The organism is Dactylosporangium sp. NBC_01737 (genome assembly GCF_035963215.1).
Lineage (GTDB): Bacteria > Actinomycetota > Actinomycetes > Mycobacteriales > Micromonosporaceae > Dactylosporangium.
On sequence record NZ_CP109153.1, the window covers coordinates 8,083,485 to 8,105,799 of the forward strand.

12 protein-coding genes are annotated in these 22,315 nt (G+C 70.2%); 5 read left to right on the plus strand and 7 right to left on the minus strand.

Annotated features, from left to right (window positions below; translation table 11 throughout):
* Nucleotides 1-3 precede the first annotated feature (3 nt).
* From OHA72_RS36830 to OHA72_RS36855, 6 genes are all read right to left on the minus strand, one after another.
* On the minus strand, nt 4-1,791 hold the full coding sequence (locus tag OHA72_RS36830; RefSeq protein WP_327000670.1) for a sensor histidine kinase: 1,788 nt from the start codon (nt 1,789-1,791) through the stop codon (nt 4-6).
* 183 nt (nt 1,792-1,974) lie between these two features.
* A complete protein-coding gene (locus tag OHA72_RS36835) occupies nt 1,975-2,478 on the minus strand; it encodes a GAF domain-containing protein (RefSeq protein ID WP_327000671.1) in 504 nt (167 codons plus the stop codon).
* Nucleotides 2,479-2,598: 120 nt separating this feature from the next.
* Complete coding sequence (locus tag OHA72_RS36840) at nt 2,599-8,148, minus strand: AAA family ATPase (protein WP_327000672.1); 5,550 nt, start codon at nt 8,146-8,148, stop codon at nt 2,599-2,601.
* A 111-nt stretch (nt 8,149-8,259) separates the two neighbouring features.
* Nucleotides 8,260-8,607: a DUF6401 family natural product biosynthesis protein gene (locus OHA72_RS36845; protein WP_327000673.1), complete on the minus strand. Its 348-nt coding sequence runs from the start codon at nt 8,605-8,607 to the stop codon at nt 8,260-8,262.
* 227 nt (nt 8,608-8,834) lie between these two features.
* Nucleotides 8,835-9,755: a mechanosensitive ion channel family protein gene (locus OHA72_RS36850; RefSeq protein ID WP_327011740.1), complete on the minus strand. Its 921-nt coding sequence runs from the start codon at nt 9,753-9,755 to the stop codon at nt 8,835-8,837.
* A gap of 142 nt (nt 9,756-9,897) precedes the next feature.
* Nucleotides 9,898-10,179, minus strand: coding sequence for a hypothetical protein (locus OHA72_RS36855; RefSeq protein WP_327000674.1), 282 nt, complete (start codon nt 10,177-10,179; stop codon nt 9,898-9,900).
* 701 nt (nt 10,180-10,880) lie between these two features.
* Here OHA72_RS36855 and OHA72_RS36860 point away from each other — a divergent pair.
* From OHA72_RS36860 to OHA72_RS36875, 4 genes are read left to right on the plus strand one after another with little or no spacing between them, the layout of a single operon-like run.
* Nucleotides 10,881-13,052, plus strand: a complete 2,172-nt coding sequence (locus tag OHA72_RS36860) for a glycosyltransferase (protein ID WP_327000675.1) — start codon at nt 10,881-10,883, stop codon at nt 13,050-13,052.
* A 45-nt stretch (nt 13,053-13,097) separates the two neighbouring features.
* Entirely contained in the window at nt 13,098-16,973 is a 3,876-nt protein-coding gene (locus OHA72_RS36865; protein ID WP_327000676.1) for a PA14 domain-containing protein, read from the plus strand.
* Nucleotides 16,970-18,445, plus strand: coding sequence for a glycosyltransferase family 2 protein (locus tag OHA72_RS36870; protein WP_327000677.1), 1,476 nt, complete (start codon nt 16,970-16,972; stop codon nt 18,443-18,445). The genes OHA72_RS36865 and OHA72_RS36870 overlap by 4 nt, the downstream gene beginning before the upstream one ends.
* Nucleotides 18,435-20,183 (plus strand): glycosyltransferase family protein, encoded by a 1,749-nt coding sequence (locus OHA72_RS36875; RefSeq protein ID WP_327000678.1) that lies wholly within the window; start codon nt 18,435-18,437, stop codon nt 20,181-20,183. The genes OHA72_RS36870 and OHA72_RS36875 overlap by 11 nt, the downstream gene beginning before the upstream one ends.
* Nucleotides 20,184-20,229: 46 nt before the next feature.
* Here OHA72_RS36875 and OHA72_RS36880 read toward each other — a convergent pair whose 3' ends face one another.
* Nucleotides 20,230-20,487, minus strand: coding sequence for a hypothetical protein (locus OHA72_RS36880; RefSeq protein WP_327000679.1), 258 nt, complete (start codon nt 20,485-20,487; stop codon nt 20,230-20,232).
* A gap of 558 nt (nt 20,488-21,045) precedes the next feature.
* On the opposite strand from OHA72_RS36880, the gene OHA72_RS36885 reads away from it, so the two are divergent.
* Nucleotides 21,046-22,314, plus strand: coding sequence for an ABC transporter substrate-binding protein (locus tag OHA72_RS36885; RefSeq protein ID WP_327000680.1), 1,269 nt, complete (start codon nt 21,046-21,048; stop codon nt 22,312-22,314).
* The last annotated feature ends 1 nt before the right edge of the window (nt 22,315 follow it).

A 22,315-nucleotide genomic window follows, 5' to 3' on the forward strand; every position in this document is an offset into this window, starting at 1 on the left:
TGTTCATACCTCGTCGATTGGGATCTTGACCAGGAGTGCTGTGCCGTGTCCGACGGGGCTCAGGATTTCCATGTGGCCGCCGAGGGCCTCGATGTGGTCCTGCAGGCCGATCAGCCCGGATTCCTCGCCGGGGCTGGCTCCGCCGATACCGTCGTCCTGTATCGAGAGCCGGAAGACCGCATCCTCCGCCTCGGCGTTGACATGCACGACAGTTGCCTGGGCATGCTTGGTGGCGTTGGCGAGCGCTTCGGACACCACGTAGTACGCGGCTACCTCGGCAAGTTCGGGCAGCCGCCGGTCGATGTTGAGTTGGAGTTCCACCGGGATCTCGCTGCGACGGGCGAGTGACTTGATCGAGGGGCCGAGCCCGCCCTTGGACATGATCGCCGGATGGATTCCGCGCGAGACCTCCTGCACGCACGCGAACACGCCGTTCAGGCGCCGTGTCGTGCGTGACAGCTGCTCTTTGTACCTGTTCAGCTCGGACGGCATTGATGCCTCGAGCATGCCCAGGTCGAGCCCGACCGAGACGAGACCTTGCAATGCGCCGTCGTGCAGCTCTCGTTCGAGCTGTCGTCGGACGTGGTCGGCTGCGGTGACGATGCGGGCGCGAGAGGCGGCGAGCTGCGCACGGCTCCCGGCGTTGGCGATCGCGGCCGCGATGAGGTCGGCGAAGTCCGCCAGGCGCGCTTCGATCGCGGGCGGTATGGGCTCGGCCGTGAACGACACCACGGCGAGGACGCCCCAGAGACGGCCCTGCGCCATGACGGGAACGCCCACCGCTGAGCGCATACCCGGCCCGCTCGCGGTCGGGCCCGTGGCATGCTCGTCGCCGTCGGCCCGGGTCGGACGCCTGGTGCGCAACACCGCCCCGGCGAGCCGGTCCACTTCGAGCGGCACGGGCGGGCCGTTCGGCTCGCCGTGACCCGCAAGGCGGGTGGCGGTGCCGTCCGGCTCGTAGCGCATCAGCGCTGTGCGGGCCGGCCCGAGGGTCCGGCAGAGTTCTGCCGTTACCGCGTCGAACACGTCGGCCGGTGAGGCCCCACGTGCGACCAGCGTGGCCACGCGCCGCCACGCGGCGTGCTCTTCCATGAGCACGGTGAACCTTTCGCGGCTCGATGCGGCGATCGCCTCACGGGCAAGCGCGGCGCACAGCAGCGACTCCAGCGACGGCACCACCCGGTGCAGCCGCTCGCGGGTCTGTTCGGGGAGGTCGGCCGGAACCAGCAGGGTGCCCAGGCGTGTCGCGCCGTCGCGCAGCGGGAACGCTGCCCGCCGCTCGTCCCCGGGGACCGCATCGAGCTCGACCGCCGCGGACCGCAGCCCGAGCACGTGCGCGAGCTGCTGTGCCACCGGGCCGAGCGCCGTGTGTACGTCGTCCGCGCACAACATGTGTCTGGCCAGCTCGGCGGTGAGGTCGGCGTCCTGGCGCTGTTGTGACACCTCGGCGGCTCGGGAGCGGACCACGTCGGCAAGGCGGCCGGTCACCAGCCCGGTGGCGATGAACATCACGACGGTCGGCAGGTCCCAGCGCGCGGTGAAATGGAACGTCCAGAAGGGCGGGACGTGGAAATAGTTCAAGGCAACGGCGCTGGCCACCGCTGTCACGACACCGGGCCCGGCGCCCCACGCCATCGACACGACCAGGATGCCGCAGAGGTAGACCACGGCTGGGGCGCCCGTTGGAGTGTCTCCCCTGAGGGGAAACAGCACGATGGTCTCCGCCGCGATGAACGCCGTGGCGACCACCAGCCCGAGCCAGAGCGGCGGCGGCTTCGGCCTCAGCAGCAACGGAACTCGGTTTGCGCGCACCGGCTACCGTCCTTCACCTTGCGTCGACACGCGACGCCGGCGCTGACCCATCACTCCGGGGAAGCCAACCGTGCATTGCAAGGCGTGTGACGCGCCCTCACGCAAGGGCATGTCGATCTTACCGCACCAGCACGGTGTGATCTCGGCGAGCGGGCGGTCCTGCTATACCGGTGTGCCCGTCGCCCCCGAGCTCACCGGCCTGCTGGGCCGCCGCACGGTGTCTGCCGGCGTCACCAGGCGTGTCAGCGCTGCGCCGGCCGCCTCGGCCAGTGACTGGAGCCGGGCCAGTTCCTCATCGGTGACATGGTGTGGCTGGATCCAGTAGACGCCGATGGCCCCGAGCGGATCGTCGACGCGCATCGGGACGATGACGAGGCTCTTCACGAACGTCGGCCGGTACGCCTCCTGCGGGACCCGCTCGTCGACCTGGATGTCCGGCACGATGGCCGGCTGACGGTTGAGGATCGCCCACCCGCTGATGCACTGCTGGACAGGAAATCGCTTGCCCTTCCACAGCGGGCTCACTGCGTCCTCGTCGGCGTAGAAGCAATATCCGTCTTCCAGCAGTACCACGGTGGACCCGTGAGCGTTCACCAACCGCCTGGCGGTGCCACGGATGATGTGTTGGCCCTGTTCCAGGTCCTGTACCAGGGTCAGGTCACCCACTGCGGTGTCCAGCAGCTCGACTGCACCCGTCATGGAAAATCCGTCCCCTTGCTGTTCAGTGTTGTGCCGTCTTGATTCCCATTGATACGGCCAGGTTGTCCCGCCCTTCGCGAGATGTTGTCATCCTTTCCGGATGATCGTCGCCGGGTCCTCGGCCGCGGGTGAGGTGGCGGTGCGCGGGAACTCCACGCGCAGGCTGGTTCCCGCCCCTCGGGAGCTGTTGAGCGAGAGCCGGCCGCCGAGTGCCTCGACGCGGTCCTTGAGGCCGACCAGGCCGGTGCCGTGGGCGAAGTCGGCACCGCCGACGCCGTCGTCGCGGACCGAGACGCGCAGGACCGCGTCGGCGGTGTCGGCTTCGACGGTGATCGTGGCGGCCGAGGCATGCGCGTGCTTGGCCACGTTGGTCAGCGCCTCGGCGACGACGTAGTACGCGCTGACCTCGACCTGCTCGGGCAGCCGCCCCATCGGTTGCATGTCGAGGTCGACCGGGATCGGTGAGCGGCGGGCGAGCGTGCGCAGCGCCGGGCCGAGGCCGCCCTCGGTCAGGATCGCCGGGTGGATGCCGCGGGCGATCTCGCGGAGCTCGTCCAGCGCGCCGGTCGCCCCGGCGACGGCGCGGTCCAGCTGTGCACGGAACACGTCGAGCTCGGGTGGCAGTGCCGCCTGTGCCGTGCGCAGTTCCAGCGCCAGGCCGACCAGCCGCTGCTGGGCGCCGTCGTGCAGGTCGCGCTCGATGCGCCGGCGCGTCTGGTCGGCGGTGGCGACGATCCGCGCCCGCGAGTTGGTGAGCTCGGCCCGGCTCTCAGTGTTGGCGATGGCGGTCGCGACGAGCTCGGTGAAGTCGGCCAGCCGTTGCTCGGTGTCCTCAGGTAGCCGTTCGTGACGCGACCCGACGCCCATGGCTCCCCAGATCCGGCCCTCGACCTCGATCGGGCTGGCGACCATCGAACGGAGCCCGACGTGGGTGGCCTCGAGCAGGATCGCGGATATCGGCTCGTCCACATCGCGGCGAGCCGCGCGGCCGGTGGCCTGGACCGACGCCATGGCCAAGCGGGGGTCGGGTCTGCCGCGCGTGCCCAGTTGGGTGTCCTCGAACCCGTAGCCTCCCATCAGCGTCGCGTCCCCGTCCGCCTCGAACCGTATGATCACCGCGCCGTCGGCGCGGAAGAGCGCGCCGACCTCGTCGGCCACCGTGGCGAACATGAGATCCGGCCCCGCGCCGCGGGCGACCAGCGTCGCCACCCGCCGCAATGCCGCCTGCTCGTCGGCGATCCGGCGGAACTCGGCGTACAGCTGAGCGTTGTCGAGGGAGACGGCGAGTTGGCCGGCGATGAGCTGGACCGCCTCGAGCCGTCCGGTGGTGAAGGCGCCGCGGATGAGTCGATTCTCGAGCAGCAGCACCGCCTGCAGCGTGCCGCGGCTGAGGATGGGCACGGCCAGCAGCGAGCAGCACGTGACGTCGGTGAAGTACGGGTCGCGGGCGAAGCGGTCGTCGCGGGTGGCGTCGCCCACGACCAGCGGCTCACGCGTCCGCTGGGCGTATCGCACCACGGACATCGGCACCGCGTGTTCGGTGCCGTTGACCGGGACGATGCCGCTGTCGCCGCCCGGCGCAGGCAGCAGCCACTCCTGCCGGTCGTCGCTCCACAACAACAGGAACACGCCGGTGGCACCGGTCATCGCACCGAGCACGTCGGCCACCCGCGAGTGCAGCCGCTCGATGCTGGTCTCCGAACTCAGCGCTTGCGAGGCGGACAGGATACCGAGGAGATCGAGCGTTCCGGCCGTGACGGCGGCCCGCTGGTAGAGGGCATCATCGGGCTGGGCGGTGCTCGGTGCGGCGGTTCGGTCGGGTGGCGGTCGCAGGGTCGGGTACGCCCGGTCGAGTTGGTCAACTTTCGCGGTCGCGCCCCAGGCGAGGTACTCCCGGCGCGCCTCGGCAAGCAGGTTGTAGCCGGCGTGTTCGAGGCCATGGGCGAGGTGGAAACGGGCCGCGCGTTCGGTGATCAGAGCCCGGTGCCATGGACGCTGGCGCTGGGCGACCGCGCGCAAGGCGGCGTCGAAGCCGAGGGCGGCGGCTCGGAGGTTGCCGACCGCCCAGGCCCGCTCGGCCTCGACCAGACGCAGCAGGTGCAGGAAGTTCATCGGCGCGTCCGCGGCGCGAGCGGCCAGCCACTGCGCCACGTCGTCCAGTTCGGACAGCAGACCGTCGCACCCGCCGTTGCGGCTGTCACGGATCTGCCGGGCAAGGGCGAGCCCGCGCAGCAGGTAGGCCGCATCGGTCGGATATGGGCCCACGGTACTCAGCAGCAACGACATCGCCGCCGCGCTGTGCCGCGTCAGGCCGGCCGGATCGTCGAAGATGGCGGCCGCCGTCGCGTGGGTGAGATGCGCTGGGAGCGGCGTGGGCGTGTCGATCGGGTACGCGTCGCCCGCGGTGTCGAAGCTTTCGCCGCGCAGCACCGCAACCAGCCACCGGTAGCTGTCGAGCAACCGGCCGGTCTGTTCGTTGCCGGTACGCCGGAGAAACGCCAGCCCGGCGTCGACCTCGGCGACGAAGCTGTCCAGCGTCGGCGCACAGTCCACCAGGCCGGACACGGTCTGGTAGTACGTGTAGCCGGCGTTCGCCAGATCACCACCGGCGATCAGTCCCTCCCTGGCGCGTTGACACGCTCGGACACCGTCTTCGGCCGGTTCGAACCAATGGCTGTGGCCGGCAAGCAGGCAGCGCGCCTGCGAGGTGCCGGGTTCGTAGCCGCGGGCCTCGCCCTGCGCCACGAGCCGCCGACCCGAGCGGTAACCGGCCGAGAAGTCCCCGCGCAGCACCGCGGCGGTGCAGGCGACACTGGCGGGCCCGATCAGGGTGGGGTCCGGGCCGTGCTCGACCCAGACCCGCAGCGCCTGCAGGCCGAGCCAGCTGTGCGTGGCATAGTCGGCGGCGAAGTACGACGCGGCGATGACCGCATTGAGCAGATGCGCCGTGGCGAGCAGCGCGGGGTCGGTGAGTTCCGGCCGGTTCAGGTCCTCGGCGCTGTCGGGGCGATCCAGCCAGCAGCGCATGAAAGCGAACTGACGTTCGAGCTCGGCGGGGAGCCGGTCCGCCGTCGGGACGGTGACGCCGAGCGCTCGCAGCGACTCGACGCCCAGCCTGGTCGCCTCGGCGAAGCGACTCCGGTGGGTGAGGCTGCTCACCTGCACACCGGTCGCGTCCGCCCGGTCCACGACACTGTCGCACAGCCGCTCGATTGTGCGGTACTCCTCGTCCGCGTCGTCCAGGTGCCCCAGGCCGTACAACGCTGCGTGGCGGGCGGTATGCACGTCGACGAGGGTGGCGGTCTCATCCGGGCCGATCAACCGCAAGGCGGCCCTCAGCACCACGTCCACCAGCGCGTGGTCACCGGTCAACGCTGCCTGGCCGGCGGCGCGCCGCAGCAGATCCACGACCCGGTGCCGTTCCGCCGGGTCGTCGACCGCGTCGATCACCGGCAGGTACTGATCCGCCGCGGCCGCGAACAGCTCCGGCACCGCGGCCAGCCGCCGCGCAACGGACAGCTGCACGGCGCGGTGCCGGTGCGGGTCCATCGCGCGCAGGACCACCGCGCGGGTCTGGTCGTGCCGAAACCGCACCGCCTTGCGCACCCCGGCCTCCATCACGAGAAGGCCTTCATCGAAAGCGGGAGCCAGCCACTGTTCCACCGTGTCCACGCCGGTCGCGGTCTGCAGCAGGCCCAACTCGGCGCGCCCGCCAAGACACGCCATCGACTCCACAAGCTGCCGGGACCGCGCCGGCATGGCCTCGAGCCCCGCCTCCAGCATGCCCGCCACATCGGACCGGCGCAGGCGACGGCGCACCTCCGCCTCGTCCCAGCGCCACCCGTCCGCCGCCACGGTCATGACGCCGTCGCGGCGCAGTGCGTTGAGCAGCTCCACCGTCTCGTGAGGGTTTCCGGAGGTGTACGGGCCGATGGTCCCGGCAAGTCCTGCCGCCCGATCCGGATCCATGTGCAGCATCTCGGCGACCATGGTGACGAGATCAGGGCCGGGCAGGTTGACCAGCTGCAGGTGCCGCACCCCGGGCTGCTCGCGCCATCGGGACAGTGGCGTCGCCATCGGGTGCGCCGCGTCGACGTCGCCTTCGCGGTACGCGCCCACGAGCAACAGGCCGTCGACCGGCTCCTCGCTGAGCAGAAGGTCGACGAAACCCAGCGTCGTGCGCCCCGCCCACTGCAGGTCATCGACGAACACCACGACCGGCCGAGCTTGTGACGCCACTGCGCACAGGACCTCCACGGCCGCGCGCTGCATCCGCACCTGCGCGGTCAGCGGATCCCCGGCATCGGGCCGCACCCCGAGCAGGGCCGCGAACTCCGGCAGCACCGCGGTCAGCAACCCCGCGTTCGGCCCGAGCGCCTCCAACATCAAGCCGCGGACCTGGGCCAGCTCATCCTCCGGCTCGGCCAGCAGCAGCCGACCCAGCGCGCGAAACGCCTGGTGCGCCGCGTCGAACTCCAGATCCCGCCGATACTGGTCGAACTTGCCCGCCACGAACCAGCCATCCCGGCCCGTCACCACCGGCCGCAGCTCGTCGACCAGTGCTGTCTTGCCCACCCCCGGCGCCCCGCCGACCAGCACCCCACGAGACCGGCCCGCCAGCGCATCCTCGAACGCCGCCCGCAGCACCGCCATCTCGTCATCGCGGCCCACCAGCCGCGACGGCGGCAGCAGCCGCAGCGGAACATCACGCTCACCGACCCGCAGCGGGGCCGCACGCGGATCTGCGTCGCGCACACGCTTCAGGTCGTGGACCACGCCGTCGGCCGTCTGGTACCGGTTGTCCGGCTCCTTCTCCAGCAGATGCATGATGATCTCAGACAACGGCCCGGGCACGGCCGGGTTCACCTGCGCCGGCGGCACCGGCACCCGAGCCAAATGATCATGTGTGAGCCGCAACAGGTCACCGAGACCGAACGGCGGATCACCCGTCGCCAGCTCGTACAGCGTCGCGCCCAGCGCGTACAGGTCGGCACGCTGATCCACCGACCGGGCGGTACGCCCGGTCTGCTCCGGCGCCAGGTACGCCAATGTGCCGACGATCTCGGTGTGGTGCGTGAACTCGGGACGCAGCTCGGCCGACGACGACGCCAACGCGAAATCGACCAGGGACGGCGTGCCGTCGCGGGAGACCACGATGTTCGCCGGCGTGATGTCCCGGTGCATGACACCGCGCCGGTGCATCCCCGCCACCGCCTGTGCCAACTGCACAGCGAGCCCGATCAGGTCGCCGACGGCCGGCGGCCTCGCCAGCCCGGCCAGGCTCGTGTCACCGACGTCCGACATCATGATCGACCCGGGCTGTCGCGGCGTCTCCACCAGTTGCGCAACGCCCGCAACGCCGCGCAGTCGTTCCAGAATCGCCGACTCGTGCTGCACCCGCCGTTGCCCGTCCGGTCCCAGTGGGTCCTTGCGGATGACCGTGTGCCCGGCGACGAACAGCCGGGTGACGCGTGTGTGCTCGGTCTCGTGCACGAGTTCGCCCCGAACAGGCGGATCCCGGCCCGACGGCACTCCGCCTGTTCCCATCCGGCACCTCCACGCACACCTCACGCCGTGATCACCCCGTTTTGTGCGCAGGTGACCATTCACAATGCTAAGACAGCGGCGATGATCCACGAGTGGACGCGGCGTAAAGCTCGCCCGGGATCGGGAGGTCGTGCATTGCATGGATCGGGCCACCAGCGGTGCGGGACCAGGGGGCGCGCGCCGGACGCGCTGTTGCTGCCGCTATGCCATGGCGCTGCGGGCCAAGGCGCACAGCGCCATGAGCCGGACCGTCACACCGTCCGCGCCGACCCAGCTCGCCAGATCGTGCTGCGGCGCCTGCCATCCGCGGTCGGTGGCCCCGTCCAGGAGCCCGTCGGCGTAGCTGGCCAACGCCGCGAGGGTCGGCCGGCGGCCCCGGACGCCGAGCAGGTCGCGCACCTCGGCTGCGTGCTGGTCGACCCGTGCCGACAGGCCGGGAATCACGGCTGCCGCCGCGAGGCCGGCGGCGCCGATCCGTTGGTGGAGGCGGTCAAGCAGCATCTGCACGGTCGCGTGGCCGGCGCCCAGGTTTGCGGTGGGGGTGCTCATGAAGTACGACACTAGAAGGGCCGTACCGGGGCGAAAAGGCCGCAACTACTCCTTTGCTGGCATCATGACCGTTCGGCTACCGACCGACTGGCCGACCGGGCGAGTCCGGGACGGTCCGCCCGACCCGGCAACCCGGCAGGCCCGCAGAGCTGCCGGGTTGCCGCTCGCACGAGCGGCGGTGGCCCGGGAGGGTCGCGACCACCGCCGCGGTCAAGCATCCGCCCGCTCTACCGGGCCGTCGGGGGCCGCTGACCGGTCTGCGACGGCATGGTCCGCGTGGCGTCATCCGCCGCGGGCGGTGGCGACGGCGGGCGGGTGGCACGCTGGCCGGCGGACTGGTCGCGGTAGGTCGAAGAGGTCTGCTGGCCGGCGGCGACCGGCGTGGCGGCGGGCTGTGGCCTTTCTGCCATCAGCCGCTCGGCGTCGCTCTGGCCGGCCGTGTACGCCTTCGGGAGCTCGGACCGGCGGGCCGACTCCGTCTCCGCCCGGTCCAGCCACCTGTCCCAGCGCGCCTGCATCGGCCTCACCAGCCCGCCGCCGACGCCGACGATCAGGATGCCGGCCACGGTGGCGAGAACCGCGATCAGGACCGGGGTCGTGACAGTGGTCGCCACTCCGATCTGGTTGAGCGCGGCGATGATGCCGATACCGAGGATGAACACGGAGGCGATGTTCGCCAAGGCGCGGCCGTAGGAGAATCCCCCCAACGTGTTGGACACGATGTCTCTGACCGCGGAGGCGATCGCCGCGGCGACCACGACGATCAGGATCGCGACGAAGAGCCGCGGCAGCCAGGCGATCACGGCCGTGATGAGTGTGGAGACCGCATTCGGGCCCCAGACGTCGAACGCTATCCGCAGGGTGATCAGCAGCACCGCGTAGAAGACGAGCTGTCCGACGATGCCGGAGGCGTCGTAGCGGGAGCGCGCGAGGGCTGTCTTGAGGCCGCCGCGTTCCACCAGCCGGTCGAAGCCGACGCGCTCCAGCAACTTGTCGACCGCCGTGCGGAGCAGGCGGGCCAGCAGGTACCCGACGATCAGGATGACGATGAACGCGATCGCCCGAGGAAGGAAGGCGGCCGTGGATCGGAGCATGCTGTTGAGCGGGTTGCTGATGTCCACGTTCCGCATGGCGAGGTATTCGGACATCATGACTCCTCGTTTGTGGCCGGTGACTGAACTAGCCGCATACCCGATCAATCACCCGAAAACCACAAATCATCACACCAGCCGGTCAATCGGAGCGCCCAAACCGCAGCGTCGTTGATCCGCGCCGCGGTGGGCGGACCGGCTACCGGACCTGTCCGCCGAACGGTGCCGCAAGGTCGGACCGGCCGTGCTGGCGGTCACCGCCGCGATTCTGCTGATCGCGGCGAACGTCGGCCTGATCGTGGTCGGCACGCCGCCGTGAGAGCTGCTCGCGACGGCGATCGAGGATGTCACCGCCGACAGCGCATCGATCACCAGCGGATAGCGGTACCCCGCCGGCCACCGGACACCGGTCCCGGCGGTCGAACTGGAACGACACGTATTCCGGCGCCGCCGAGCTTTCCGCTAACTCGCTGAACGTCATCGGTCACAGCGGAACATCGCGAACGTGGCGGCAACTCACCCGGTGCGGGTGAAACGCCGGAATGGTACGCGTGGCGACACTCTTCACCGGTCCGGAGCCCGGTTTTCCGAGGGATGCCTGCGGCAATAGGAATCACGCGTCAGATGTCGATATCTGGTATGTGATGTAGATCACAGATTGCACATTGTTCGGAGTTCGACGGCATGGTCGGACTACATATTGTCCAGCAAGGCGATCACCGCTCCGCATCCGCCGGACAACCGGTGCGCTGCGCGCTGGATTCATTCAGAAAGCGGTGGTCATCTTGTCGCGAATAACGCGATAGTCCGACTTCGTCCGCTTTTTGCGCATCCCGGTGCGGTCGAGTGAGGACTCGTTCCCCCAACCTGTGGCCTGTGCGCCATTTTCTGCCGAACGGCGCCACCGGTCGCGACGAACTGCTCGCCCATTGGTGTGACGCGTCGGCCGAGAAATTCACCGAAACCAACTACTGTGCTCTCTTACTTTGTTTCGGAGACCATTCCTTTGTTTGACTCGGCGGACCGTAGATCCTCTGGTTGTGCCACCTTGGCAGCTGATTTCGGTATGGACCCGTTGCCGCGGCTGAAATCGCCGGTCGACGACCGGTTGTGTTGCGATCCGGCGGTGAACCGGTGAGTGGGTCTCCGCATATCGATCTGCCAGCGGACGCGAGCGTCCTGGTGAACGCCTCCAACGGCGAACGGGAGGCCCTTGCGGGCGCCGTGGAATTGCTGGAGCCGGCGCCGCAGTTCACGATTGTCATCCCGACCTGCAACGAGTCCGACAACGTGGCGCCGATGCTGAACCGGCTCAACGCCGTGTTGACCGATGTGCCGGCGGAGGTCCTCTTCGTCGACGACAGCGACGACGGCACCGCGGAGCTGATCCGAGTCGCCGCCGCGGACGCCGCGGACCGGATCCGCCTGCTGCATCGCCCGCCGGGTCAGCGTTCGGGTGGCCTGGGCGCGGCGGTGGCGGCCGGTATCGCCGCCGCCCGCGCGCCCTGGGTGATCGTGATGGACGGGGACCTGCAGCACCCGCCCGAGGCGCTGCCGGCCGTTGTCGAGGCGGTCGACACCGCCGGGGCAGACGTCGTCGTGGCCAGTCGCTACCGTGCGTCCGGCAATGCCGACGGCCTCGGCGGCCCCGTCCGGCGCCTGGTCTCGCGGATGTCGGGCCACCTTGCCAGGCTTGCCTTTCCGTACCGCTTGCGACACGTCACCGATCCCATGAGCGGCTTCTTCGCGGTACGGCGGGAGGCGGTCGACGACAACCTCCGCCCGAACGGGTTCAAGATCCTGCTGGAGATCCTCGTTCGCAGCCGGATCCAGCGCATCGCGGAGGTCCCGTACACCTTCCAACCGCGGCTGGCGGGAGCGAGCAAGGCCTCCGTCCGCGAAGGCGTCCGATTCGCCCGCCAACTGGTTCGGCTGCGTGTGCAGACGGCGGTACGGCCGTCGTCACGGGTCGCGCGGATGTTGGGGTTCGCCGCGGCCGGAGCGTCCGGGATCGTCGTGAACTCGGTGCTGCTGTGGCTGCTCACCCGTTGGCTCACGGTGCCCTACCTGGCCGCCGCGGTCGTGGCCACGCAAGCGGCAATCGGGTGGAACTTCGCCGTGATCGACCGCCTCGTCATGCCGGACGTCGAGGATCGGGCGCGTCGGCGGTTCGGGCGTTTCTGGCTGCTCAACAACGCGCTCCTCCCGCTGCACCTCGCCGCGCTCGCGGTGCTGGTCCAAGGCCTGCACCTGCACTACCTCGCGGCCAACGTGGCGGCGATCGGGACGGTCTTCGTCGCCCGGTATGCGGCCGTGAGCCGGTGGATCTACGGCGGCCGCGGTTCGGCGATGGCCTCGGTCGTCGGGCGGACGGCCGTCGCCGTCCGCGGATCGGCCCGGGTGCGGATGACGCTGGCGTGCCTGTTCACCGCGGCGGCGTTCCCCGGCACGGCCACGCGGTTGTGGGCGGACCTGCGCGACAGTGAGCCCAACGTGCCGCTGGTGATCCCCTTGGTGGTGGCCGCGGCCCTGCTGGTCGGCCGGCTCAGGCCGTCCGCCGCGGAGCCGGAGGTCCACGATCGGCAGGTGGACGGCCTGATAGCGGCGGGGCTGCTCGGGACGGCGGCCGCGCTGACCGTGTTCGCACCCGGCGGTGCGACTCCTCGGGTCTGGCCGCTCCTCGCCGCGGTCGCCTACCTTGCCGGCGCCACCGTGCTGCTGCTGGGCACCAGAGCTGCGGCCCGGCTGCGTTGGGCGCTGATCCTTCCGCTGATGGCGGTGGTCACGCCCACGGCAGCGCTGCGCGACGTCGGCGGCTGGATGGTGGTCAACGGTGCGGCGTTGCTCAGCGCCCCGTTCGCCGACCGGCTGGGCGCGGGTGCGCTGTCCGTCCGTTACGGCGGACAGCCGCTCGTGCTGACGGAAGCGGCCGCTCCGGCGGCTGCCCTGCTGGGGGCACTGCTGAGCGTCCTGCTGGCCGGGTTGTGCTGCTTCGGGGCGACGCCGCGCTTCTTGACCCGGGCGTTGGTGGCGTGGGCCGCGGTGCTCGCCACAGCGGTCGTCGGCCTGATCTGTGCCCTGCTGGCCGGACGGCTGTTCGGCCCGGACGCCTTCCGGGCGGTCACGGCGCCGGGTGCGCTCGACCTGGTGCCGGCCGTCACGATTGCGATCTTCGCGTGGCGATGGTCGCGGACGGTTGCGGCGCCGCGAGCTGCCGGACGCCGTTACGTGCCTCGGGGACGTCTCGCCGCAGTGGCGCTGGCGCTGGTCGCCGGCGGGTTCGGCGGCTCCGCGCTGGCGTCGGTCGCGGTGCCGGTGGTCACCGCGATCTTCGATAACACCGTGCTGCGTTGACGAACACGCAGCCATTTCATCCATGAATGCTGACCTGGGGAAACCGTGAAGATTCGAGCTCTGGTCATGGTCGCGTGCGTCTTGGCGGCCCTGCTGTTCGTCGCCGCGCCGACGAAAGCCGCACCACCGGACAACTTCCAGACCTCACTGCTCGTCGGTTCGGGCCTGGACGGCCCGTCCGGCTTCGAGATCGCGCCGGACGGCCGCATCTTCATCATGGAGCGCACCGGCAAGATCAAGATTTTCAAGGACGGGCGGCTGCTGCCGCAGCCGTTCGCGGAGCTTCCGTCGGAGGCGACGGGTGACCGGGGCCTCATCGGCATCGCGTTCGACCCGGACTTCGGCATCGCGAACCATTACGTGTACTTCTACTACACGGGGCTGGACCTGTTGAACCGCCTGGTCCGCTTCGACGCGTCCGCGGACGTCGGCGCGGACGGGCCGTTCACGATCTTCCAGACGCAGTCACTGTCCCAGCACCTGCACGTCGGCGGCAGCATCCGGTTCGGGCCGGACGGGAAGCTGTACTTCGCGGTCGGCGACAACGGCTACTCGAGCAACGCCCAGGACCTGAGCAACCCGCACGGCAAGATCCTGCGCATCAACAAGGACGGTTCGATCCCGGCCGACAACCCGTTCGCCGGGCAGCCGGGCAAGCTCGGCGCGATCTGGGCGTACGGATTCCGCAATCCGTGGCGCTTCCAGTTCGACAGCGCGACCGGGCAGCTCTACGGCGGTGACGTGGGCGACTTCACCTGGGAGGAGATCAACCGCATCGTCAAGGGCGGCAACTACGGCTGGCCGCTCAAGGAAGGCAAGTGCACCGCCGACTGCGCCGGGTTCGTCGACCCCGTCTACACGTACAACCATGACGGCGAGAGCGCCGCGGTCACCGGCGGGCCGGTCTACCGGGACACCATGTTCCCGGCGGAGTACCGCGGCAACCTGTTCTTCGGCGACTACGCCAAAGGCTTCATCCGCCGGGCGGAGCTCGACGGGAGCGGCAACGTCACCGCCGTGCACGACTTCGACACGAACGCCGGCAGCGTCGTCGACCTGAAGGTGGCCCCCGACGGCTCGTTGTACTACCTCAACTACTACCCGGGCGAGCTGCGTCGCATCACGTACAACACCACCACGCACCTGCCGGTCGCCAACGCCACCTCCGACGTCACCAAGGGTGTCCAGCCCCTGGAGGTGCACTTCTCGAGCGCGGGCAGCGGCGATCCGGACGGGGACGCGCTCACCTACCGGTGGGACTTCGGTGACGGCACCACGAGCACCACGGCGAACCCGACCAAGACGTACCCGAACGTCGGCGTCTACACGGTGCAGCTGACCGTCTCGGACGGGCAGAACGCGGTGCCGGCCAAGCCCATCGTGGTCCAGGTCGGGGTACCGCCGACGGTGACCGTTGCCGTGCCTGCCGACGGCGCGCTGTACCGCGCGGGCGACACCATCACGTACAACGCCTTCGCCACCGACGGTGCGGGCTTCGACCTCAACGACGGCGCGATCAAGACCGAGGTGCGGTTGCACCACCACACCCACTTCCACCCGTTCGTCGGGCCGCTCACCGGCAGGGTCGGGTCGTTCACCATCCCGACGACCGGCGAGGCGTCGGCGGACACGTGGTACGAGATCATCGTCACGGCCACCGACACGACCGGACTGTCGACCTCAAAATCCGTCAACATCCATCCCCGCACGTCGCACATCACGCTGCGCACCGAGCCGGCGGGCCTGGGCACGATGCTCGACGGCGTTCCGGTGGCGACACCGCTCACCGTCGAGGGTGTGACCGGCTTCCAGCGTGAGCTTGCGGCACCGCCGATCGCTGTCGCCGCCGACGGCACCGTCTACCACTTCACCGGCTGGTCGGACGGCAAGGCCATCCGGCACACGATCAGCACACCGGACACCGACGCCGACTACACCGCGACGTACACGCCCTCGCCGGCGTTCAGCGGCGCCTACTTCGCCAACAAGAGCCTGTCCGGCGCCCCGGTGCTCACCCGGTCGGATCCGCAGATCAACTTCGTCTGGGAGGAAGGTGCGCCCGGCCCCGCCGTGCCCGCCGACGAGTTCTCGGTCCGCTGGACGAAGACGCAGTACTTCGCCGCGGGTCGCTACCGGTTCACCACCGTCAGCGACGACGGTGTACGGCTGTTCATCGACAACAAGCGCGTCATCGACCAGTGGCACGGCCAGTCGGGCACGGCCTACACCTACGTCGGCGACCTCGGCGCCGGAGACCACACCATCGTGCTGGAGTACTTCGACGAAGGTGGCGACGCGCTCGCGAAGCTCGACTGGGACACCACCACGGACCAGCCCAGCCAGTCGTTCCTCGCGAAGTACTGGAACACCCCCGGGGCCGGGTCGGCACCGGCCATCCCGACCAGCGCTGCGACCGTGACCAGGCAGGAGCCTGAGATCGACCACGACTGGGGCGCCGGCGCCCCGGCCGCCGGTGTCACAGCGGACCACTTCGTGGCCCGCTGGACCGGGACACTGATCTTCACGCAGGGGGAGTACGAGTTCACCACCACCACGGACGACGGCGTGCGGCTCAGCGTCGACGGCGTGCGGGTCATCGACAAGTGGATCGACCAGGGCGCGGCCGGCTACACCGCGAGCGTGGTGCTGGACAGCGGCCCGCACAGCATCGTCATGGACTACTACGACAACGGCGGCGACGCCGTGGCCCGGCTGACCTACCGCAAGGTCGGCGACGCGCAGGGGTCCTCCGCCTACACCGCCGAGTTCTGGAACACCCCGTCGGCGACGGACGCGCCGCCGATCCCGACCCGCGCACCCGACCTGGCGCGGGAGGACATCTCGGTCAACTTCGACTGGGGCGGCGGCTCACCCGACCCGGCGGTCGCGGCCGACCACTTCGTCGCGCGGTGGACCCGCACCGACGTCCTGCCCGCCGGGCTCTACCGCTTCAGCGGCGCCAGCGACGACGGCATCCGGGTGTACGTCGACAACGTGCCGGTCGTCGACCGGTGGCAGAACCAGAACGCGCCGTACAGCGTCGACAAGGTCCTGCTGAGCGGCAACCACACCATCCGGGTCGAGTACTACGAGAGCGGTGGCGGGGCGCTGGTCGGGTTCGGCTACGAGCGGATCGGTGACGTCACCGTGCAGGACGGGTACACCGGCGAGTACTACGCCAACCAGACCCTTGCCGGTGCTCCCGCGGTGACCCGCCAGGACGACACCGTCGGCTTCGACTGGGGCGACGGATCGCCCGATCCCGCCGTCCCGGCCGACGGGTTCTCCGCGCGGTGGACGAGGTCGGCGCAGCTGACCGCGGGCTACTACGCCTTCACCGTCACCGCCGACGACGGCGTGCGGCTGTTCGTCGACGGGGTGAAGGTGCTCGACAAGTGGGTGGACCAGGGGCCGACCCGGTACTCGGTGACCCGTGCGCTCGCCGACGGCGCGCACACGATCGTGCTGGAGTACTACGAGCACGGCGGCGGCGCCGTCGCGCGGCTGGACGTCGTCAAGACCGACGAGCCGCCGCCACCCGCCGTCCCGTTCGCCGCCGAGTACTTCGCCAACCCCACCCTCACCGGTCCGGCCGTGCTGACCCGCGACGAGGACGAGATCGACGCCGACTGGGGTGGCGGCTCGCCGGATCCCTCGGTGCCCGCCGACGGCTTCTCGGCACGCTGGACCAGGACCGCGCAGCTGGACGCCGGCACGTACCGGTTCAGCGCCACGGGTGACGACGGCATCCGGGTCAGGCTCGACGGCAACGTCGTCATCGACGGCTGGAGCGACCACGGGCCGACCGCCTACACCGCCGACGTCCCGATCGCCGCCGGCCAGCACACGATCGTCGTCGAGTACTACGAGAACGGTGGCGGCGCGGTGGCCCGCTTCAGCCTCACCGGAGGTCAGCTGTGACCACCGCCCCCGACGAGCTGGACTCCGGCACCGACATCCACCTCGCCCGCAGCATCAACGGGCTGCGTGACCTGTGGCCGGACCAGTCCGCGCACATCGTGCTGACCCGGCCGCAGCGGGCCGTGCTCGTCATCGCCGCACTCGTGGTGGCGGCGGCGCTGCTGTGGTGGACGGTCGGGACGCTGCAGGTCCTCATCGCCGCCGTCACGGTGCTGTACGCCGGGGCGATCACCTTCCGGATCGCGCTGGTCTGGGCCGCCAACCGGCGCGAGCACCGGGTGCGGGTGACCGACGAGGAGGCCCGCTCGGTGCCCGACGACGACCTGCCGGTCTACACGGTGCTCGTCCCGGCGTACCGCGAGCCGGAGATCATCGGGGTCCTCATGGACAACCTCGCGGCACTGGAGTACCCGGCTGCGAAGCTCGACGTGCAGCTGCTGCTGGAGGCCGACGACCAGGAGACCATCGCGGCCGCCCGGGCCGTGCTGCCCGGTCCGCACGTGCGGCTCGTGGTCGTACCGCCGGCACACCCGCGGACCAAACCGAAAGCCTGCAACTACGGCCTCCAGCTCGCCCGGGGCGACCTGGTCACCATCTACGACGCCGAGGACCGGCCTGATCCGCTGCAGCTGCGCCGTGCCGCCGTCGCGTTCGACCGGCTCGGCCCCACGTACGTGTGCCTGCAGGCCGAACTGGGGTACTTCAACACCGACCAGAACCGCATCACACGGTGGTTCACGCTGGACTACGCGACCTGGTTCCGTTCACTGCTGCCCGGGCTCGTCGCGCTCGGCATGCCGATCCCGCTCGGCGGCACCAGCAACCACCTGCGCATGGCGACATTGCGCCGGCTGGGCGCCTGGGATCCCTTCAACGTCACCGAGGACGCCGACCTCGGCATCCGGCTGGCGCGTCTGGGCTACCGGGTCGGCGTGCTCGACTCGGTGACCCTCGAGGAGGCCAACTCCGACTTCATCAACTGGGTCAAGCAACGCAGCCGCTGGTACAAGGGGTACCTGCTGACCTGGCTCATCCACATGCGCGCGCCGCGAACGTCGGCGCGGCAGCTGACCTGGCGCGGACTGCTGTGCCTCAACCTCTTCGTCGCCGGCACGCCGCTCACCGCGTTGCTGAACACGGTGTTCTGGGCCATGACGGCGCTGTGGTTCGTGGCCCGCCCGGCCGCCGTACAGACGCTGTTCGACACCCCGTTCTACTACGTCGGCCTGGCCTGTCTCGTCTTCGGCAACGCCGTGGTGATCTACCTCAACGTCCTGGCGGTCCATCAGATGGGCCGGCCCGATCTCCTCCTGACCGCGCTGCTCTCGCCGGTGTACTGGGTGATGGCGAGCATCGCCGGGGCGAAGGCGGCCCTGCAGCTGGTCTTCAACCCGTCGTACTGGGAGAAGACGACGCACGGACTGCACCTGCCGACGGTGCGCCCAGCCACGGAGCAGGCCAATGCCGAATGAGACCGCCCGCTTCCGGATCCGTCCCACCGAAGGCCGGATCGTCTTCACCGCGGCGCTGCTGTGCTACCTCGCCGTCGCCTGGTGGTTCTGGCGCGGCGGGCTGATCCCCGGCGACTCGACCAGCCGGGTCGCCAACGCCTACTACATTCTGTTCAGCCGCGACCCGCACCTGGCCGCGGTCGGGTTCGTGTGGAACCCGCTGCCCTCCCTGCTGCTGCTGCCGGTGCTGCCGTTGAAGGCCGTCATGCCGGCGCTGACCCACGACGGGGTGGTCGCCGCGCTGTCGTCCGCGCTGTTCATGGCCGCCACCATCGCCGCCGCCAACGACACGTTCCGCCGCCTGCGGGTCTCCCTGCCGTCCCGCGTCACGCTGACCGTCGTCCTGGCGGCGCATCCGATGATGCTGATCTACTCCGGCAACGGCATGAGCGAAGCCTGCTTCATGTTCTTCCTCGTCATGTCGGCGCGCGCCCTGCTGCGCTGGCTCGCCGACGGGCGGCCGCAGTCCCTCGTCCCGCTCGGCCTGAGCCTCGGGCTCGCCTACGGCGCGCGCTACGAGGCACTCGCCCCAGGACTCGCCGTGCCGGCGCTCGTCGGCGCGGTGAGCTGGTGGCGCGGCCGCAACCGGACGCAGTGGCGGTACGCGACCGCGCAGGCCGACGCGGTCCTGGCGGCCCTGCCGGTCGTGCTGTCCGTGGCGGGCTGGGCCCTCGCCAGCAAGATCATCGTCGGTCAGTGGTTCGCGACGTTCTCATCGGAGTACGGCAACGCCGCCCAGGTCGCCGCGAACGAACGCGGCATCCACGCCATCACCGGCGAGACCCTCGGCGACCGGGCGGCGTACGCCCTCAACCAGCTGCTCGGGCTCCAACCGCTGCTGCCGCTGCTGCTGGTGCTGGCCGCCGCAGTCGCCCTGCGGCGGCGCGATCCACGGATGCTCGCGCCGACCGCCGTCTTCGGCGCCGTGCTCGCCTTCGGCAACATGGCGTTCCTGAGCGGCAACTCCTTCGGCTGGCTACGGTTCCAGATCGCGGCAGTGCCCCTGATGGTGCTGCTCACCGCGATCCTGCTGGCCGGCCCGGCCCACGATCCCGCGCCCGCGACGGCCGGCGTCACACCGGTCGACCCCGGCAAGCGCTCCCGGCTCACCCTGGCCCCGCTGGCCGGTCTGCTCATCGGGATGCTGCGTGCCGCACAACGCGACCGCGGGGCACTCGTCACGACCACCGCCGGACCCGTGCCGGGGCGGCCCGCCGGGCCACACCCCCGGCGCGTCAGGGCGGTCGCCGCGCTGCTCGCCGTCGCGCTCGCACTGCCGGCCGCGACCTCCACGCTGCGCATCCCGAGACTCGCCCGCGAGGAGTCGGAGTGGCTCACCGACGCCGGCGCCGCCCGCACCGCCGGCCTGGCCCGGCTGCACGCACACGTCGCCCGGGACCTCGACGCCATGGCCCTGCCCGACGGGTCGGTGGTCACCGACTCCGCCTACGCGTTCGCCATCATCGTGGCCAGCCGGAACCCGCGGCAGTTCGTCATCACGTCGGACCGCGACTTCACGGCCACGCTCGCCGCCCCGCGCAGCAACCACGTGCGCTACCTGCTGATCTCCGCGAGCGGCGCCGCCGACGCCGTGCGAACCGCCCACCAGGTCAACGGCGGCACGGAAGGGACCCGCACGTGGGCCGATCAGTGGGGCAAGGTGCTCTGGACGCTGGTCCCGATCACCGACGTCCCCTGAGCGAGCACAGCGCCGAGCTGTGCGCCAAGGGTGCCGGGTCGGATCGTCAGGCGGCCGCGCCGGCGAGCGCGGGCGGCATGGCGCGGGCGCACAGCTCGCGGGCCCACTGGATTCTGGGCAGGGCAACCTCGGGACGGTCGCCGAACACCTCCGCGGCCCGGGCGTAGCACTCGTCCGGTCCGAGCTGTTCGAGGGTCTGGCGAACGGTCTCGCGAATGGTGGCGTCGTCCAGGTCGCTGGTCGCGGAGGCGTCCGAGACGAACAGCGCCGTGCTCAGCATCGGCTCAACCGGGCAAGTCGTCATGAGGATCACCTGTTCAACGGGGGCGTGGAATGTTTCTCCATCCACGTTCTCTCCTACCGTTGGGGGACAGCCTCGCCGCCAGCGGGACTCTCCGACTGCGGGTTTCCGCACCCACGTATACCTGCTGGCAGGTATGCCCATCCCACCCCTTCGTCACCTCTCGGGGGATGCGGACAGCGGGGACGGCTGTCTCGGCCGGAGCCGGCACTGGTTGCCGAGCGGATAATACGAAAGTTCGCTGTAATTCGGACTTTACAGGTACAAAGCGAGCGGGTTAGAGTCTCCGGCAGTTGGGGCCGCTTCCGCGAGGTTGTGCTGCGGACCGGTGCCTGACCGCCGCCGCGAAGGCCGGGTGCACTGCGCTGTTGACCGCATTGCACGAAGCCGTCGTCCTGCTAGCGCCTCCGCCGCGGCCTCGCGTTCGTGCCCGGTCGACCGGGCCGGCGACGGCCTTGGGCCGACCTCGGATTCGGGACAGCACCCATCGTGCGGCGGTGCCGCGCCCTCGTTGCTCCGCATCCGATCCTGCCAGCAGTCCGAACGCCTGAAGGAGATTCGATGCGCACCCGCAGGCCCGCAACGTTGACGGCGCTGATGCTGGGCTGCTTGGCGCTCGTCGCCACGTCGGTCGGCGCGTGCGGCTCCGCCACGCCGGGCCAGACGCAGCTCGTGGTCGAGATCTTCGGCGACCTGGGATACCGCGACCTGTACGCCAAGTATGAGCAGAGCCATCCCGGGGTCAAGATCGTCGAGCACGTCGTGTCGTACGACGACCACCACAAGAACCTGCAGGCGCATCTGCTGGGCGGATCGGGAACCGGCGACATCGAGGCCATCGACAGCGGCTACATCGCGCAGTTCAAGGTCATGTCCGACAAGTTCGTCGACTTCAGGGACCACGGCGCCGACCCGGGCCAGTGGCTGCCGTGGAAGTCGCAGCAGGCGACCGGCCCCGACGGCAGCCTGATGGGGCTGGGAGCCGACGTCGGCGGCCTGGCGATGTGCTACCGCCGCGACCTGTTCGCGCAGGCCGGCCTGCCGACCGACCGCGACCAGGTGGCCGCCCTGTGGCCGGACTGGCAGTCGTACATCGCGACCGGCAAGCGGTTCAAGGCCAACGCGCCCGACGGTGTGGCCTGGTTCGACTCCGGTTCCAACGTCTTCAACGCCATCATCGGCCAGGCGCCGGTCGGCTACACCGCCGTCGGCAACAAGGTGGTGGTGGCGGACAACCCGGCCGTCAAGAACGCGTTCAACCTCGCGGTCGAGGCCGTGCAGGCCGGCGAGTCGGCGAAGCTGGCGACGTTCAGCCAGCAGTGGAACGCCGGGTTCCAGCAGGGATCGTTCGCCACCGTGGCCTGCCCGGCCTGGATGACCGACACCATCAAGCAGAACGCGCCGCAGACCAGCGGCAAGTGGGACATCGCCACGGTCCCCGGCGGCAGCGGCAACTGGGGTGGCTCGTTCCTGACCGTGCCGAAGCAGAGCAAGCACCGCAAGGAGGCCGCCGAGCTCGCCAGGTTCCTGACCGCACCCGAGCAGGCGAGCTGGATCTTCCGCACCCAGGGCCACCTGCCCAGCCAGGCCGCGCTCTACGACGACCCGGCCGTGCTCGGCAACACCAACGCGTTCTTCAACAACGCACCGACCGGCCGCATCTTCACCGAGGCCGCGAGAACCCTGCGGCCGCAGTACCAGGGCCCCAAGGACGGTGACATCGGACCGCTGATCGGCCTCGGGATCACCCGGGTCGACAAGGGCAAGCAGCGACCCGAACAAGCGTGGCGCCAGGTACTCAAGGACGTCGCGAATGCCACCGAGCCGTAGA